This window comes from Actinoallomurus purpureus, assembly GCF_024055795.1.
In the GTDB taxonomy this organism is placed as follows: domain Bacteria; phylum Actinomycetota; class Actinomycetes; order Streptosporangiales; family Streptosporangiaceae; genus Actinoallomurus; species Actinoallomurus purpureus.
Map to the genome: position 1 here is coordinate 81,555 of NZ_JAMXMY010000018.1, position 16,029 is coordinate 97,583.

The window sequence follows — 16,029 nt, forward strand, 5'->3', positions numbered from 1 at the left end:
GCACTCTTGCCGTGCCCCGGGCGGCCGAGCCGCCGGCCCGCGTCAGCCGGTGAGGGCCGGCTCCCGCATCCGTACGGACGACTTCTCGTCGCGTCCGTCGTGCTGTGCCGCCCACGCCTGCAGCGCCGTACGGCAGGCGTGGTCGAGATGGCGCAGGGCGGACAGGTCGAGTTCGACCGCCCGGCCGTGCGGGATCGCCTCCAGGGTGTCGAGCACCTTCGGCAGGCGGAGGAACGTCGCGTTCCCGCTGAGCCGGATGACGAGGGGGTCCGCCTTCTCGTCCACGTCGACGTGGATGTCGGAGACGTCCCAGGCGGTCTTCACGATCGCCAGCAGCAGGCCGATGAGGACGCCCTCGAACAGGTTGGTGACGACGATCGCCAGCGCGGTGCCGGTCAGGACGACCGCCTCGCCGCGCTCGGTGCGCCAGAGCCGGCCGACCTCCCGCAGCGACAGCAGCTTCCATCCCGCGTGCACGAGGATGGCGGCCAGGGCGGTCACCGGGATGTGGCCCAGGGCCGCCGGGAAGATCGCGGTGAAGGCCAGCAGCCACACCCCGTGCAGGATCCGCGATGCCTTCGTACGGGCCCCGGCCTGCACGTTGGCGGCGCTCCGCACGATGACGGCGGTCATGGGCAGGGCTCCCAGGAGCCCGCAGAGCGTGTTGCCGGCGCCCTGCGCGATCAGTTCCCGGTCGTAGTCGGTGCGGGAGCCGTTGTGCATCCGGTCGACGGCCGCCGCGCTGAACAGGCTCTCCGCCGAGGCGATGAGCGCGAACGCCACCACGGTGCCGAGCACGCCGACCGACGCGAGCCCACCGAGGTCGGACAGACCCGGCGGCTGGATCGAGCCCAGGAGGCCCTTCACCTCGATGCGCTTGACCGGGAGGTCGAACGCGAGGGTGGCCAGGGTCGCCAGCGCCACCGCCACGAGCGCGCCTGGAACCACCCGCAGGCGCTTCGGCGCGTACTTCCAGCAGACGAGCACGACGATCGTGCCGATGCCGATCCCGCCGGCGGCGAGGGCGGCCGGTTCGTTCGCCGAGTCCGTGAGCAGGCCCGGCAGGCCCGCCACGTTGGCCGTCGCCGCGCCGGGCGACCTGCCGTCGAACAGGCCGTGCACCTGGCCGGTGACCAGGACGAGCCCGATTCCGGCGAGCATGCCCTGCACGACCGAGATCGAGATCGCGCGGAACCAGCGGCCCAGCCGCAGCGCGCCCATCCCGAGCTGGATGAGGCCGGCGGCGATGACGATCGCTCCGAGCGACCGCAGGCCGTACTCCCGCACGGCCTCGAACACGAGCACGGTCAGACCGGCGGCCGGGCCGCTGACCTGGAGGCTGCTGCCCGGCAGGGCACCGGCGACCAGGCCGCCGACGATGCCGGTGATCAGGCCGAGCTCGGCCGGGACACCGGACGCCACCGCGACGCCGATGCACAGCGGCAGGGCGACGAGGAAGACGACGATCGACGCGAGCAGGTCCTGTCGGACGGTGTCACGTCGGGAGAGGAACGATGTCATGTTCACCTCGTTTCAGGATCGGGGGATCAGAGCGGCGAGAACGTTCCGGTGCGCGGGCGGTGGGCGCTGACGACGCCGGTGTCGATGGCGTAGAACCACGCGTGCAGCGCGAGCCGCCCGTCGTCCACCCGGGCCGCGACGCTCGGGTGGGTGCGGAGCCGGTCGAGCTGGGTCAGGACGTGCCGCTGGACGGCGGAGGTGATCGCGGCGCCGTCGGCGTCGGTCATCGCGTCCCGTACGGGGTCGTGCGGCTCGGTGTGGGCGAGCCAGCGCTGGACGGAGGGGATGGCGGTCAGGTCGCCGGCACGCAGGAGTGCGCCCACGGCCCCGCAGTGGGAGTGCCCGCAGACGATGATGTTGGTCACCTCGAGCACCTCGACGGCGTACTCGATGGTGGCGGCCTCGGCGGTGACCCGTTCGGCGTCATGGACAGGGACGATGTTCCCGGCGGTGCGGAGTTCGAAGAGCTCCCCCGGGCCGGCGCCGGTGATCAGCGTGGGAACGACGCGGGAGTCGGAGCAGGTGATGAAGAGCGCCTCGGGGTGTTGGCCCTCGGCAAGGCGACCGAGGTCCGTACGCCGGTCGGCCGCTCGCTGCGGGAACAGACGAGCGTTGTCGATCAGCGACTGCATGGCAAGCCTTTCTGTGGGTCGTCGGAACCGGTGAGAGAACTGACGAGGAATGCGCGGCACGCGAGGCACGGCGCTGGGCCGTCGCGGGCAGGCGTGGACCAGGCGGCGCGAGCGATTCACGCCGTCTGCGGAGAAAAGGGACTTGTCGGGCGGTCGATCGCCCTAAATGCCGATCAGCAGCGGAAGACCTGCAGAGATTCGGGTGAGCAGCCGGTGCGATGACGCACGGGGTGGCGGTCGGTGATCGAGCCCGCAGATCCGCGCGCCAGGTCGGTGGCGACGCCGTTGTGTCCGGTCGCGGCGGCGGCGCGGGTGTTCTGGGAGGGCGGCAGGCCCGGCACCCGGCGGCGGCCGAGCGTGAGGTGCTCGGTCACGGAATCGGGGCTGTCGAGCTCATCGCCGGCGCGGTGGTCGCGCTCGGCGGCCGAGGTGGCCGCGGCCGCCGGGGTGTGGGAGTGGCCGGTCAGGAGGTCGGGGCCGCCGAGGAACGCCAGGGCGATCAGCAGCACCGCTGCGACCCAGCCTGCGCGCACCCTGAGCACGACGCCCCCCCCGACTCCGGATCCTTACCCACTTGACTCGGGTCAGCGTAACCCGAGACGCAGCGTGATGGGGAGGCGTCATATGGTGGCGATTTCGACGCTGGCCAGCGCATTTTCGGGAGGTTCCCGCATTTTTCGTGGCGAATGCCACTGCTCGGTCAGGGGTATTTAACCCGGAAGTTACACGGCGTCAGCGACCGGTCACCGACGAATTCCATCGGTGCCGGTCCGCCCATGCGTACGGGCCGCGGGGAGGCCCCGCGGCCCGTACACATCAGGGACTAACTACAGGTGTGATCCGGTTTGAGCGCGAAGTCGGCCGTCGTCGACGCGAGCTTCACGATCTTGACGGATCTGGTCTGCGGCGCCCAGCCGTCCTTCGCCGCGATCAGGGTGAGCGGGTTGTTGCGGACGTCGAGCCAGAGCACGTACTGACCGTTCTTGTCGGTCTTGAGCGTGTAGCTCGCCGTCCAGGTGTCGATCTGCACGGTCGCGCCGGCCAGCGGCGCCGGAGTCCCGGTGCAGGGCGCCCCCGTCACCGTCCCGGTGATCTTCCCCCACGTCGACGGCGGGTTCACCGTGAACGTCACGGGCACGGGCGCCACACCGTAGGGGGTCTTGGCGTCCACCGTGAGCTGCGCGGTGAACGTCCCCGGTTGGGTGATCGCGGCGATGTTCGCGTCGAAGGCCACCGTGACCTTGGCGCTCTTGCCCGGCTGGATCGTCACCTCGGTCGTGTCCTCCGACAGCCACGGAACGTCGGCCGTCGCGGTGCACTGGTCGTACCCGGGCAGGGTCTCGCCGCTCTTGACGGCGTTGAACCCGCCGCTGGAACCTCCGATCCGGTACAGGCCGCAGGCGGCACCGCCGCGATAGAGGGTGTTGTTGGAGTTGGGCAGGGCCGTCCAGGAGTCGGAGTCCGGGCGGTAGGCGAAGCCCTGGTTGGTGAGCGTGCTCGTGCCGTTGGTCACGCCTCCGGACACCAGGAGCTGCCCGCCGGCCGCCGCGTACCCCATCGCCCACAGGTCGATCGGCAGGTCGGCGATGGACGACCAGGTGCCGCCGGCCGGGTCGTAGGCGTAGGCGTGCTTGCTGCTGACGCTGGACGACGAACCGCCCGCGCAGTACAGCTTGCCGCCGAGCCCGCCGCAGGCGAGCCAGGAGGTCTTCTCCGGGTACGCCGCCGCCGAGCTCCAGGAGTTCGCCGCCGGGTCGTAGACCTGCACGTCGTCCGCGCCGCAGCTGTCCAGGCAGCCACCGACGACGTAGATCTTGCCGCCTACGACGCCGACGCCCGCGCCGGCGTACGGCTTGGGGTTGTCGGCCCCGGCCGACCACGCGCCGGTCGCCGGGTCGTAGATCTCGGTCTTGGCGACCGCCGCGCCGGTGGAGCTCCAGCCGCCGAGGACGTACAGCTTTCCGCCGACCGTCGCGGCCTGCGGTGCCTCCCGCGCGGTGTTGAGGGCGGCGATGGCCGACCACGCCTGGCCGGCCGGGTCGTAGACGTACGCCTTGTTCAGCACGGACGAGGAGTCGACGCCCGCGATCGAGTAGATCTTGCCGCCGACGTTCGTCACGGCGTTGTCCATGATCGTCGAGGGGTAGTCGGCGATGCTCGTCCACGGTGGCGCGTACGGCGCCGCGGCGGCCCTGGCGGCGGCCTTCGTACGGGCCGTCGCCGCCTTGTCGGGACGGAAGCGGCCCTGGGCGTAGTCCCCCTTCACGTTCTGCACGGGCGCGCCCTGCGCCGCGGGCCGGTAGTCACCGGGCTGCTCGCCGATCTTGGCGGTCACCGGGGCGGACCCGGTGTTCTTCAGGGTCAGGGCCGCGCTGCCCTGTCCCTGCCAGGCGACCGTCTTCTTCAGCTCGGCCGGCGTCACCGCGAGCCGGGGCGCGGGCAGCGAGAAGTCGGCCGCCGACGCCCAGTCGGCCGCGACGTTCACGGTCGCGTCCTTGCCGGAGTAGCCGCTCGCCGACGCGGTGAACTTGTGGCTCCCGGTGACCGAGGAGAAGAGCCAGTAGAAGCCGTCGCCGAGGTTCGGGTCGTCCGGCGTCGCCGCCGAGGTCGCCTTCTCCGCCGGCCGGTCGGCCGACGTCACCACGGCGCCGTTCACGCCCGTACCGGTGTTCTGGTCGAGCACCTGGCCGACGACGAGGCCGCCGGAGACCGGCTCGCACGTGCGCTCGCCCAGGAAGACGTCGTCGACCTGCCACCAGTAACCGAACTTCCCGGTGAAGTGGAACCGCACCTGGACCGCGCTCTTGCCGGCCGCCGCCGACAGGTCGACGGTGTCCGTGCGCGGGCCGCGCACGCTGGTCGTACGGTGCGAGACCGTCGTCCACGTCTGGCCGCCGTCGACGCTGAGGTCCACGTCGCCGACCTGGCCGGAGAAGCCGTAGTAGTCGCTGCGGAAGGACACGATCGGATGCGCCGTGCCGCTGAAGTCGGTGACCGGGCTGATCAGAGAGGTGTCCTGCGTGTTGCCCGAACCGTACTTGTCGCTGTCGACGATCGCGAACCCGCCGGCGCCGCCGGTCTTGTTGCCGCGACCGCCCGGGTCGTTGAACACCCAGGTCTGGCCCTTGCCGACCTTGTCGTCGACCGTCCAGCCCGCCGGTGCGGCGGTGCCGTCGAAGCCCTGCGTCGCGCCCGCGTAGTGGAAGCCGTACCCGGGGGCGCTGCACGTCGTCTGGTCCACCAGCGTGGTGACGTCGTGCGTGGCGTCGGCGGATCCGACCTTCACGTCCTGAGAGTCCGCCGTGTATCCCGGATACAGCGGGTCGACCTGCAGCGCGTAGGTGTCGTCGGCGGGCAGGCTGAGCGCGTACCTCCCCGTCTTCGGATCGGTGTAGGTCACCGCGGTCGGCTCGTCCTTGACGCGCACCGTCGCGTAGACGGGCCAGCCGTGGCCGGAGCCGTCCCGTACGAGGCCGGTCACGTTGACGCGCGCCTTGGCCGTCAGTGCGAGCTTCTCGGTCACGGTCTGACCGTCGCCGACCTCGACGCCGCTCACGGTCCTGGCGGCGTAGCCGAACTTGCTCGCGGTCACGTCGTACGTCCCGGGCGGCACGCTCAGGGTGTAGTTCCCCTGGCCGTCCGTCGTGGTGGTGGCGTCGCCCGCCGTGACCTTCGCGGCGGCCAGGGGGGCGGTCCCGTCCGTGACCGTGCCCGTCACGATGCCGTGCGGCCCGGACCGGAACGCTCCCACGCCCTTCGGCGTGCCGAGCCCGGTCGGCCCGTCGTACCCCGTCCCCGCCGTGCACAGGTACGCCGGGCTGCAGCTGCCGTTGGAGCCGCTGGTCACGTCGTTGAGGTCGCCCGGGTGCGCGTACGGCAGGGCGTTCGGCGAGGAGCCCGCCGCCGGGGCGCCGGCGAGCGCGTAGACCGACGCGATGATCGGGGCGGACACGCTGGTGCCGCCGTAGACGTGCCAGCCGCCGTTGTAGACGGCGACGCCGGTGTTCGGGTCGGCCACCGCCGACACGTCGGCGATCGACCGCTTGGCGCAGCCGGTGTCCTGCTGGAAAGACGGTTTGGCCTCGTACGTGGAGCAGCCACTGCCCGCGCCGTCCCACGTGGTCTCGCTCCAGCCGCGGGAGGAGGTGTCCTTGACCAGGGACGTGCCGCCGACGGCCGTGACGTACGGCGACGCCGCCGGATAGCTGGTGCCGTACCCGTCGTCGCCGCTGCTGGCCGTGACGACGACACCGGGGTGCTTGAAGTACGCGTCGTCGGCCTGGCCCTCGTCGGAGCCCTCACCGCCGCCATAGCTGTTGGAGACGAACTTGGCGCCCTGCGTGACCGCCTGGTTCACCGCCGCGCCGAGGTTGTCCATGTAGTTGTCGTCGGCCTCGACCAGCAGGATCTTGCAGTCCGGGCAGACCGCGCTCACCATGTCGATGTCGAGGGCGATCTCCCCGGACCACCCGGCGTCCGGTGCCGGGTAGCTCGTGCCGCCGCGCTGGTCGATCTTCTTGAAACAGCCGTTGGCCGTCGTGCACGGCGCCAGTCCGTACTGCTGCCGGTACACCGCCAGGTCGGCCTCGGCGTTCGGGTTGTCGAACGCGTCGACGATCGCGACGGTCTGGGCCGCCCCGGTCGCGGGCAGGTCGTAGGCGCCGGCGAGGTCGGCGGGCGCCCACCCGGCAGGGGTGCTGTTCGGCTGCACCCCCTTCGGCCCGAGGACGTCGTCGCGGACGAAGGCCAGGCAGGCCATCTCGCTCGCCCGGGAGGGCTTGGCGCACGCCCGGCTGGTCGGGTGCGACCCCGGTGAGGTCGCACTCGTCGCCTTGGCGTGCGGCGCGGGTCGCTTGGCCGGGATGCCCGAGGCGGACGCCGCGGGCACCGTGATCACCGTCAGGACGGCCACCATGAGCGCCACGATGAGGGCGCCCACGCGTCCGCCCGCGGCCGACAGGCGGACCGCGGGCGGAGGGGGCAGGCGACGGGGCCGTCGCCGGCTGGGGGGTCGGGGCATGTACGTCTCTCCTGGCGGGGGAGGGAACCCGGATCGCGGGTCTCGAACACGCCGATCGTCACCCAGGAGACGGCAAAGATCACGTCCGCATATGGCCGAAAGTCAAGCTGTCTGTCAGCTTGAAATTCACTGAAAAAACGCTCAAAACGTGAAGAACTTACGAAGCGTGAGATTTTCGACCCTGTTGCACACCCGTGTGGACCGTGCCAGTGCCGACCCCTACAAACGAAGGTCCGCATTTCTGGCCGCGTACCGGTCCGGTCACGGAGAGCATCGGCGACACGTACGCGAAGCGGTGTGGACGTACGAAAAGCGCCCCCGCCGGTGCCGGCGGTGACGCTTTTCGGTCGTACGTCCCGGCATACCCCTCAGGCCTCGGTCGGCCGGGCGACCGGGTGTCTCAGACGTCGAGACGGCATTCAGCTGCTACTCGTGCCGTCCTTCTTCTCGTCGTAGTCCTCGGCGTAGTCCGCATAGCGTGCCGCGAGGTCTTCGGACGAGTCGTCGTCGTAGGGGTCATGGTCATCCTGTGAGTTCTGGTCAACGCCCAGCTCACCGCGCAGGCGATCCAGGTCCGTCCCGCCGCTGTTGTACTTCAGCCGGCGAGCAACCTTGACCTGCTTGGCCTTGGCTCGGCCGCGCCCCATTGGCTCGACCCCCTCGATGGTCGGGGGCCCGTCGTATCGGCCCCACTTACGCGCTTACGCATCCGCAACCGGGCGCGACGTCACCCCGCGCACCGGCTACGGATACAACCGTACCCGTTTTGCGCCCAGCTCGGTACGTCGTCTACTCGGCGGCGGCTGATGAAGAGCTTAGCCCACCGGTCCGGCCGCCGCTCTGGCGGCCGTGGCCAGGGCAGAGATGCCCAGCGTACGGTGATCACGGGTTGAGGAGGATGCCCCGCAGGCGGCCGATTTCGGACATCCGGCGTTCGGCGAGCCGATCCGCCGCAACCGCCGGCGGAACGCCCTCGTCGGCGGCGATCGTGAAGATCCGCCGGGTGGTCTCGAAGATGCCGCTCGCCTTCTGCTTGGCCCGCTCGAAGTCGAAACCCTCGATCTCGTCGGCCACCTGGATCACGCCGCCGGAGTTGACGACGTAGTCCGGCGCGTAGAGGACACCCCGGTCGGCGAGCTGCTTCTCGATGCCCGGGTGGGCGAGCTGGTTGTTGGCCCCGCCGCAGACGACCTTGGCCCGCAGCGTGGCGACCGTGTCGTCGTCGAGGGCCGCGCCGAGCGCGCACGGGGAGTACACGTCGATGTCGGAGCCCGTGAGGGCCGCGTGGCCGTCGACCACGTCGACCTCCGGGTGCCGGGCCTTCACGCGGGCCACCGCGGCCGTGTCGACGTCGGTGATCACCACGTCGGCGCCGTCCTCGCGCAGGTGCTCGACGAGCCGGTGCCCGACCTTGCCGACGCCCTCGACGCCCACGCGCCGGCCGCGCAGCGTGGGCGAGCCCCAGACGCGCTCGGCCGCCGCCCGCATGCCCTGGAACACCCCGAACGCCGTGAGGATCGACGAGTCACCCGCGCCGCCGTGCGCGACCGTACGGCCCGTCACGTAGTCGCACTCGCGCGCGATGACGTCCATGTCCTCCGAGAAGGTGCCCACGTCACAGGCGGTGAAGTAGCGGCCGCGCAGCGACTGCACGAACCGCCCGTACGCCCGCAGCAGCGCTTCGGACTTGTCCGTGGCGGGATCGCCGATGATGACCGCTTTGCCGCCGCCGAGGTCCAGGTCGGCCAGGGCGTTCTTGTAGGCCATGCCCTTCGACAGGTTGAGGACGTCGGCGAGGGCCTCGTCTTCGGAGCCGTAGGGGTAGAAGCGGGTGCCGCCGAGCGCGGGACCGAGCGCGGTCGAGTAGATGGCGATGATCGCCTTGAGGCCGCTGGTCTCGTCGTGGCAGAAGACGACCTGCTCGTGGGGTGTGCCGAAGACCTTCGTCACTGTGGGGGCTCCTCTCTGAGCACACGCTGCCCATGACCGGGGTGAGGCACGGGCGGAATACCCGGTGCCGATGGCATCACCGTGGATCGCACGGCCGCGACCGGCACCGGGGCATGAGTCCGACAGGTTCAGGGTAGGCGTCTCGCGGTCGGAGTGCGGGCAGCGGCACGGCGGAACACTGAAGAGGTCTCAGGAGGATCTCGGCGGCCCCGGCGACGAGCGTTTTCCGCACGCTCGTGTCACGATGCGGTCGTGTTGCCTTACGCCGCCTACCTCCGGGTGTACGAACCGCTGGCCGCCTATCCCGAGCCGGAACGCTCCCGGTGGTCGGCGTACGCCGAATCGGAGGAGCGGCCGCGCAGGGTCGGGGCGCTGGGCGTCGAGCATACCCGCGCGCTGTGGCGGATGATCGCGGTTCCGCCCATCGTCGCGCCGACGCGCGAGAGCGGTGACGCGTACGTCCGGCGTGTCGAAGGCATGACGTACGTCTGCCCGTGGGAGACGCGCCTGCGGTCGTGGCTGGCGTTCGACCGGTTCCGGGCGGAGATGCCCGAGCGGCTGACGGACATGTTCGTGCCACCGCGTGTCGCCGATCAGGCGGACGCGGCGTTCGAGAGCTGGAAGCGCGGGTCCGGGTCGCTGAGTCCGCACATCCTGTCGAGCACGTGGCAGCTGCCGCTCGCGTGGTTCCTGCCGTTCGTGGCCAAGGAACGCTGGCTCGTGCTCGGCGGTCAGGGGGAGGGCGGTTCCGGCGGGCCGACGACCGCCACGCCGACCCGGACGCTCATTTACGTCACGCCGATGGCCCAGGCGCGGCGCCGTGTCGCCCGCGCGCGGGGCGTCCTGCGGCGTCAGGCGGGCGAAGGGCTGGATCTCGGGGACGTCGAGTCGGTGGGCCGCTGGCTCGAGGAGTTTCACCCGCACTCCCTCGTCGAGCTCGACTACGGCGGCCTGGTGCACCTGCTCGACGACGCGGCGTTGCGGGCCGACGAGTCCGTCGCGGAGATCGCCGCGGCGATCACGGGCCTGGAGACCGGGCAGAGCGAGGTCGCGGTCGCGATGCACAAGCGCGTGACCGCCCGCTGGCGGGTTGTACGAGCTCTTGAATCCGCCAACTGAGCAAAATTAGCCGAATCACCGCGCGATGCGACTATACGTGTCGCTAGAATCACGCAGCGTGACTCGACCACCAAAAATCACAGAGTTGCTATCAGGGACTTGCCTGTTGCGCTCAGTGGTGGCATGGTTACGTCTTGTGATGTCAAAGTGGTCCATCCAGACCATATGAGACATCAGTGGCACGCGCGAGGTTCAAACGCTGGATCGCTGTCATCGGTCCACGGAGGAGAGGCCGCACAAATGTCAGCTCGTACGCCAGAGGCCGAGCCCCTGCTGACGCCGGCAGAGGTGGCGACGATGTTCCGCGTCGACCCCAAGACCGTCACCCGTTGGGCGAAGGCCGGGAAGTTGACGTCAATCCGGACGCTGGGAGGACATCGGCGCTACCGCGAGGCCGAGGTCCGCGCTCTGCTGGGGGGGATCCCGCAGCAGCGGTCGGAGTAGTCGGAGGAGGACCCCGATCAGTCGCCGGTGACCGGTACGGACCTGTCGGCGACGTTTCAACTGGGGGGCGCACGGCCGGCAGTCGCCGGGCGTGTCGCATGAGCCACGAGCTGGCGCACTCCCGCCGCTCGTGGAAGGTCGGGGAGCTTCCGTGAGGTTCGACCGGTCCCGTTCGCTCGGGACCGTGCCGGGGGGTTGCACGGACTCCAGGTGAGGGATGCCCCGCCCGAGACCGGGCGGGGCATCCGCGCTGTTCGGCGCGCGGTGAGGAATACCCCGCGCGCGGAGGTCGGCGATCAAGGGCGCCGAGTGGGCGCTCAGGTGCACGGACCGGGCGGTCAGATGGCGCGGACCGGCCGGTCAAGTGCACGGAGTGGGCGGTCAGGTGGCGCGGGGCTCCCGCGACAGCCGGTCGAACAGCGCGGCCACCTCGGGGTCGTGCCGGGCAGCGACGTCCAGCAGCACGACGTGGTGATCGATCAGGAGACGTTCGAGCTCGTCGCGGGGGATGTCGCGGTGTTCGAGCCAGTCGAGGCCGGCCGTCTCCACCGAGGCCATCCACGACCGCAGCGTGATGCGCAGGATGGGGCCCGGCTCCTCCACGCCGATGGTGGCGATGATGCGGCTCATCACGAAGCTGCGGATGCCCTCGATGACCTCGCCGATCTCCCCGGTCCGGTAGGCCGGGCCTCCCCGCAGGAGCGCGACGAACGCAGCGGCGTAGTGCTCGACGAAATCGAAGTAGCGGTGCAGCGACACGGCCAGCCGCTCCAGGCCCCGGCCCTCCGCCGGCGGGTCGAGCAGTTCGCCCAGCTGCCTGGCGGCGGTGTGCAACGCGGCGAGGTAGAGCTCCTGCTTGCCGCCGAAGTAGTGGTAGACCAGCGCCCGTGAGGCACCCGCGGCGTCGGCCACGTCGTCGATCGAGATCTCCTCGGGCGGCCGGTCGCTGAACAGCTCGAGGGCGGCGGAGATCAGCTCCTCGCGACGCTCGTCGACGGTGAGGCGTCGTCGGCCCGGCCGTCCACCGGAAGAACGCCGGGGCGGCTCCGCCTGATCTTCCGGAGCGGTTGCGCGATCACCCACAGTGGAAGCGTATCGGAGCCGGCTTTCTCGCGGTGGTGCCGCCAACGGCTGGTCAGCGTACGGACGCGATGTAGTGACCCGGCCCGAATTCCCTCTCGGGTATGCCCCTTACTCAGGGTCACGGGCGCGGAAGGCGATGTGAGGGCATCATGGCATCTCCTCCCTTGCGGCGGTCCGCCGGTATCTGTCCCTGATTCAGGCGGTCGCTCGGACAGGAGAACCCCATGCCCGAGGACCCACGCCAGGAGGCGGCCGTGCCCAAGGTGCCGGCGGCGAAGCCGACAATCCGTAACGTCGCGGAGCGCGCCGGCGTGTCGAAGTCGCTGGTCTCTCTCGTCATGCGCGGGTCACCGCACGTCAGCGAGGCCCGCCGGCAGGCGGTGCTGAAGGCGGCCAGGGAGCTGGGCTACCGCCCGAACGCGGTCGCCCGCAGTCTGGTCGAGGGGCGCACCCGGCTGATCGGTGCGCTGGTCGCCGACCTGCACAACCCGTTCTTCGCCGAGTTCCTTGACGGGTTGCAGGAGTGCCTGCACGGCGCGGGTCTGCGGATGCTGGTCGGCAGCGGCCGCTGGGACCCGCAGTTCGAGGCCGAGGCCGTCGAGGCGTTCCTGGAGATGCGCGTCGACGGGCTCGTGCTCCTCAGCGTCGTGCCCGACACGCTGACGGAGACGGCGAAGAACGTCCCCGTCGTCGTCGTGGGCGAGCGGGACGTCGAGGGCGTGGACATCGTCGTCGACGACGACGAGCTCGGCGCGCGGCTCGCGGTCGATCACCTCGTCGAGCTCGGCCACCGCCGGATCGCCCACATCGAAGGCGCTCCCTCGACCACCGCGCGCTATCGCAGGTCCGGGTACGAATCGGCGATGAGCCGGCACGGCCTGGCGGACCTGATCGTGGTGGAGCCGGGAGACTTCACCGAGGAGGGCGGTTACCGCGCCGCACGCGAGCTGCTGAGCCGCGACGAGCCGCCCACGGCGATTTTCGCCCCGAACGACCTCGTCGCCACCGGTGTGCTGTCCGCCGCCGACGAACGCGGGCTGCGCGTCCCCGACGACATCTCGATCGTCGGGTACGACAACACGCACCTGGCGGCCATCCGTCACATCGCCCTGACCAGCGTCGACCAGCCACGTCGTGACATGGGTCGCGTCGCGGCCGAGCGCCTGTGCGCGCGCATCGAGGACCCGTTCCGGCAGCCCCGGCAGACACTCGTCGTGCCCCACCTGGTCGTCCGCTCGACCACCGGCCCCGCCCCGCGCTGAACTCGCAGTGTCCGCGCCGATCTACCCACGGCATCGCTGATCTACCCGGGAGCGCCCCCTCACCCTGCTCCGGTCTGCGGTCGGTAAGGGCGTCGCCAAGCCTCGCGGAACCCGCGTGCCACGGGTCGGCGCGCCCGTCTTAATGGGTGCGTGCCCGGCCGCCCGGCGGGTCCGCCATCGGAATCGCCACCGGCCCTGTCGGGGGGACGGCCGGGGCGCCGAAGGGGAGACCGCCGGGCGACGGACGGGTGGATCCGGTGGGAATGCCAGGGGGCCGATCGTGCGTGATCCGGAGCTGGTGTCATCCGCGCAGCGCGCGGCGAGTGAGCTGGAGCGCGCATGGTCGCAGTGGCGGCACGCGCGCGGGCTGATCGAGGAGGTGACGGAGTCCGTCGCCGGATACGTCGCCCACTCGATCGACCACCCGTGGGGACGGCCCCGCGTGGTGCTCGGCCTGGACGCGGACGAGGCGCGGGCGCTCGCCGCCCTGCTCGGCAAGGAGAGCGCCGTTCGCTGACCGTCTCCGCCCGCGACCGGCCGGGTGGCGCGGATACGCCGCCCGGCTCCGAACGTGGCCGTCGCCGCCCGACTCAGCGCGGAGGGAGCGGCGGCGGCCACTCGCCGTCCCGGGGCCGGCTCCGTGGATTCCGGGGGCGGGACACGGCGGTCCCGCGCGTTTGGCACACTGGTCGTGATGCGTTGTTCGACGATTCTCTCCGGCAGGGCGCTGGGCGCCATGGGCATGGCCGTGCTCGCGGGCGCTCTGACCGGCTGCGGGTCGGGAGGTTCGCCCTCGGCGTCGGCGGCCCCGCCGACGGCGACGTCGGCCGCCTCACGCACCGGGCAGCCCTCGCCCGAAGACTCCTCGCCGTCCCACGGGTCCAAGGGATCCCAGGGCTCCCTGGCGGGCAAGGTGATCGTGGTGGATCCGGGACACAACGGCGGCAACGCGGCGCATCCCGAGATCATCAACAAGAAGGTCGACGTCTACAACGGGCGCAAGGCCTGCAACACGACCGGCACCTCGACCGACGACAACTACAGTGAGCACGCGTTCACCTGGGACGTCGCCACCCGCCTCGTCAAGATCCTGCGGGCCAAGGGCGCCAAGGTCGTCCTGACCCGCCCGAACGACACCGGCGTCGGGCCGTGTGTCGACGAACGCGCCAGGATCGGCAACCGGGCGCACGCCGACGCGGTCCTGGCCATCCACGGTGACGGCGCCCCCGCGAAGGGACACGGCTTCCACATCATCGAGCCGGCGCCGATCAAGGGCCACAACGAGTCCATCATCGCGCCGTCCCGCCGGCTCGGCGGGGACATGCGCGACGCCTTCCACCAGGGCACCGGCATCCCGTACTCCACGTACCTCGGCAAGAACGGCATCGACGTCCGCAGCGACCTCGGCGGTCTGAACGTCTCGACGCGGCCGGCGGTGTTCATCGAGTGCGGCAACATGCGCAACCCTGGGGACGCCGCGAAGATGAAGAGCCCGCAGGGCCGCCAGAAGATGGCCGAGGCCCTCGCGAACGGCTTCGCGAAGTACTTGGGCTGAGCGTGGCCGTCGACCAGGGCGCCGCCGAGCGCGTGCGCGGGTTGTTCGACCACGCCGACTACACCGTCGCCGGGGTCCGGCACCTTCTCGGACCGGTCGCCGGAGCGGCGCTGGCCCGCGACGAGATCGTCCCCGCGCTGCGGTCCACCCGGGGCGCCGCGCCGCTGGAGACGCTGGTCCGGCTGTTCTGGCTGCAGGTGCCGGTTCCGGAGTCGGCGCTGCCGTTCGACGACCTGGCCGCCCTCGGCCTGGTCGAGCGGTCGGGCGGTGAGGTCCGCGCGCTGCTGCACGTCGAGCCGGTGGAGTCCCCTTCCGGCGTTCCCGGTGACCCGTCGTCCGCCCGCGGCCATGTGGTCTCCGACCTGAAGGCGCGGCCGGGCGACGCCCCGCCGCGCCCCGATCACGTCGTCGGCCAGGGCGGGGCGTCGGGCAACCTCGCGCAGCTGGTCGTCCGCGGCCCGGTGGGCGACGTCCTCGACCTCGGTACGGGATCCGGCGTGCAGGCCGTCCACCTCGCGGACCGGGCTCGGAGCGTCACCGCCACCGACGTCAGCCCGCGCGCCCTCGAACTCGCGCGGCTGAGCTTCGCGCTGTCCGGCGTCGACGCCGAGCTGCTGGAGGGTTCCCTGTTCGAACCCGTCGAGGGCCGTACGTTCGACCTGATCGTGTCCAACCCGCCGTTCGTCATCTCGCCGGACCTGCGGTTCGAGTACCGCGAGTCGGGGCTGCCCGGCGACGAGCTCTGCCGGCGTCTGGTCCGGCGGGCACCCGCGCACCTGGCGCCCGGCGGCTGGTGCCAGCTGCTGGCGAACTGGCTGCACGTGGAGGGCGAGGACTGGCGCGAACGCGTCGCGGGCTGGGTCGAGGGCGTCGACGGCTGGGTGGTCGAGCGCGACGTCCAGGACCCGGCGGAGTACGCCGAGCTGTGGCTGCGCGACTCCTGCGACGCCGGTTCGCCGGAGTACCACCGGCGCTACGACGCCTGGCTCGACTACTTCGAGGCGCACAAGGTCACCGGGATCGGCTTCGGCTGGATCACCCTGCACCGCTCCGGCGGTGACGACGTGCGGGTCGAGGAGCTGCGGCACGCGGTGGACCAGCCCGTCGGCGCCTACGTGCGGGACGTCGTACGCGCCCGGACGCACGTCACCCCGTCGACGCTGTTGCGCACCACGCCCGGCGTCGTCCAGGAGCAGATCGGCCCGCCCGGCGCGGAGGACCCGGAGCGGATCGTGCTCCGGCAGACGTACGGACTGCGCAGGGCGGCGCAGGTCGGGACGGTCGAGGCCGCGTTGGCGGGGGCGTGCGACGGTGACCTGCCCCTCGGCCCGCTGCTCGACGCGATCGCCGAGCTCACCGGCGCCGACACCGGGATCGTACGGGCGCGCGCCCTCGCGGTGCTGCCCGATCTGGTGGCCGACGGGTTCTTTGACATCATCTGAG

The 16,029-nt window shown here is 71.3% G+C and carries 13 protein-coding genes; 6 read left to right on the plus strand and 7 right to left on the minus strand.

Features of this window, described 5'->3' with window-relative positions; genetic code table 11:
- Positions 1-42: 42 nt before the first annotated feature.
- The 6 genes from NE236_RS29280 to NE236_RS29305 form a co-directional block, all read right to left on the minus strand.
- Positions 43-1,521, minus strand: coding sequence for a SulP family inorganic anion transporter (locus NE236_RS29280; protein WP_252845412.1), 1,479 nt, complete (start codon positions 1,519-1,521; stop codon positions 43-45).
- A 26-nt stretch (positions 1,522-1,547) separates the two neighbouring features.
- On the minus strand, positions 1,548-2,153 hold the full coding sequence (locus NE236_RS29285) for a carbonic anhydrase (RefSeq protein ID WP_252845413.1): 606 nt from the start codon (positions 2,151-2,153) through the stop codon (positions 1,548-1,550).
- Positions 2,154-2,326: 173 nt separating this feature from the next.
- Complete coding sequence (locus NE236_RS29290; RefSeq protein ID WP_252845414.1) at positions 2,327-2,695, minus strand: hypothetical protein; 369 nt, start codon at positions 2,693-2,695, stop codon at positions 2,327-2,329.
- Positions 2,696-2,976: 281 nt separating this feature from the next.
- A complete protein-coding gene (locus tag NE236_RS29295; RefSeq protein ID WP_252845415.1) occupies positions 2,977-7,173 on the minus strand; it encodes a carboxypeptidase regulatory-like domain-containing protein in 4,197 nt (1,398 codons plus the stop codon).
- A 419-nt stretch (positions 7,174-7,592) separates the two neighbouring features.
- Entirely contained in the window at positions 7,593-7,820 is a 228-nt protein-coding gene (locus NE236_RS29300) for a DUF3073 domain-containing protein (protein WP_252845416.1), read from the minus strand.
- A gap of 235 nt (positions 7,821-8,055) precedes the next feature.
- Positions 8,056-9,123: a Glu/Leu/Phe/Val dehydrogenase dimerization domain-containing protein gene (locus NE236_RS29305; RefSeq protein WP_252845417.1), complete on the minus strand. Its 1,068-nt coding sequence runs from the start codon at positions 9,121-9,123 to the stop codon at positions 8,056-8,058.
- 252 nt (positions 9,124-9,375) lie between these two features.
- On the opposite strand from NE236_RS29305, the gene NE236_RS29310 reads away from it, so the two are divergent.
- Together NE236_RS29310 and bldC are read left to right on the plus strand one after the other, a co-directional pair.
- Positions 9,376-10,242, plus strand: a complete 867-nt coding sequence (locus NE236_RS29310; protein WP_252845418.1) for a DUF8083 family protein — start codon at positions 9,376-9,378, stop codon at positions 10,240-10,242.
- Between the two features lie 240 nt (positions 10,243-10,482).
- Complete coding sequence (gene bldC, locus NE236_RS29315) at positions 10,483-10,686, plus strand: developmental transcriptional regulator BldC (RefSeq protein ID WP_141956617.1); 204 nt, start codon at positions 10,483-10,485, stop codon at positions 10,684-10,686.
- Between the two features lie 381 nt (positions 10,687-11,067).
- Here the strand turns inward: bldC and NE236_RS29320 are convergent, their stop codons facing one another.
- A complete protein-coding gene (locus NE236_RS29320) occupies positions 11,068-11,769 on the minus strand; it encodes a TetR/AcrR family transcriptional regulator (RefSeq protein ID WP_252845419.1) in 702 nt (233 codons plus the stop codon).
- A 224-nt stretch (positions 11,770-11,993) separates the two neighbouring features.
- Between NE236_RS29320 and NE236_RS29325 the strand changes: the two genes are divergently transcribed.
- The 4 genes from NE236_RS29325 (at position 11,994) to NE236_RS29340 (ending at position 16,028) form a co-directional block, all read left to right on the plus strand.
- Complete coding sequence (locus NE236_RS29325) at positions 11,994-13,031, plus strand: LacI family DNA-binding transcriptional regulator (protein ID WP_252845420.1); 1,038 nt, start codon at positions 11,994-11,996, stop codon at positions 13,029-13,031.
- A 280-nt stretch (positions 13,032-13,311) separates the two neighbouring features.
- Positions 13,312-13,548, plus strand: coding sequence for a hypothetical protein (locus tag NE236_RS29330; protein WP_252845421.1), 237 nt, complete (start codon positions 13,312-13,314; stop codon positions 13,546-13,548).
- Between the two features lie 177 nt (positions 13,549-13,725).
- Positions 13,726-14,586 (plus strand): N-acetylmuramoyl-L-alanine amidase, encoded by an 861-nt coding sequence (locus NE236_RS29335; protein WP_252845422.1) that lies wholly within the window; start codon positions 13,726-13,728, stop codon positions 14,584-14,586.
- A 2-nt stretch (positions 14,587-14,588) separates the two neighbouring features.
- Positions 14,589-16,028, plus strand: a complete 1,440-nt coding sequence (locus tag NE236_RS29340) for a DUF7059 domain-containing protein (protein WP_372494456.1) — start codon at positions 14,589-14,591, stop codon at positions 16,026-16,028.
- The last annotated feature ends 1 nt before the right edge of the window (position 16,029 follow it).

Coding starts and splice junctions, on each gene's coding strand:
- NE236_RS29280 (WP_252845412.1), bottom strand. CDS start 1,521: ATGACATCGTTCCTCTCCCGACGTGACACCGTCCGACAGGACCTGCTC.
- NE236_RS29285 (WP_252845413.1), bottom strand. CDS start 2,153: ATGCAGTCGCTGATCGACAACGCTCGTCTGTTCCCGCAGCGAGCGGCC.
- NE236_RS29295 (WP_252845415.1), bottom strand. CDS start 7,173: ATGCCCCGACCCCCCAGCCGGCGACGGCCCCGTCGCCTGCCCCCTCCG.
- NE236_RS29300 (WP_252845416.1), bottom strand. CDS start 7,820: ATGGGGCGCGGCCGAGCCAAGGCCAAGCAGGTCAAGGTTGCTCGCCGG.
- bldC (WP_141956617.1), top strand. CDS start 10,483: ATGTCAGCTCGTACGCCAGAGGCCGAGCCCCTGCTGACGCCGGCAGAG.
- NE236_RS29325 (WP_252845420.1), top strand. CDS start 11,994: ATGCCCGAGGACCCACGCCAGGAGGCGGCCGTGCCCAAGGTGCCGGCG.
- NE236_RS29335 (WP_252845422.1), top strand. CDS start 13,726: ATGCGTTGTTCGACGATTCTCTCCGGCAGGGCGCTGGGCGCCATGGGC.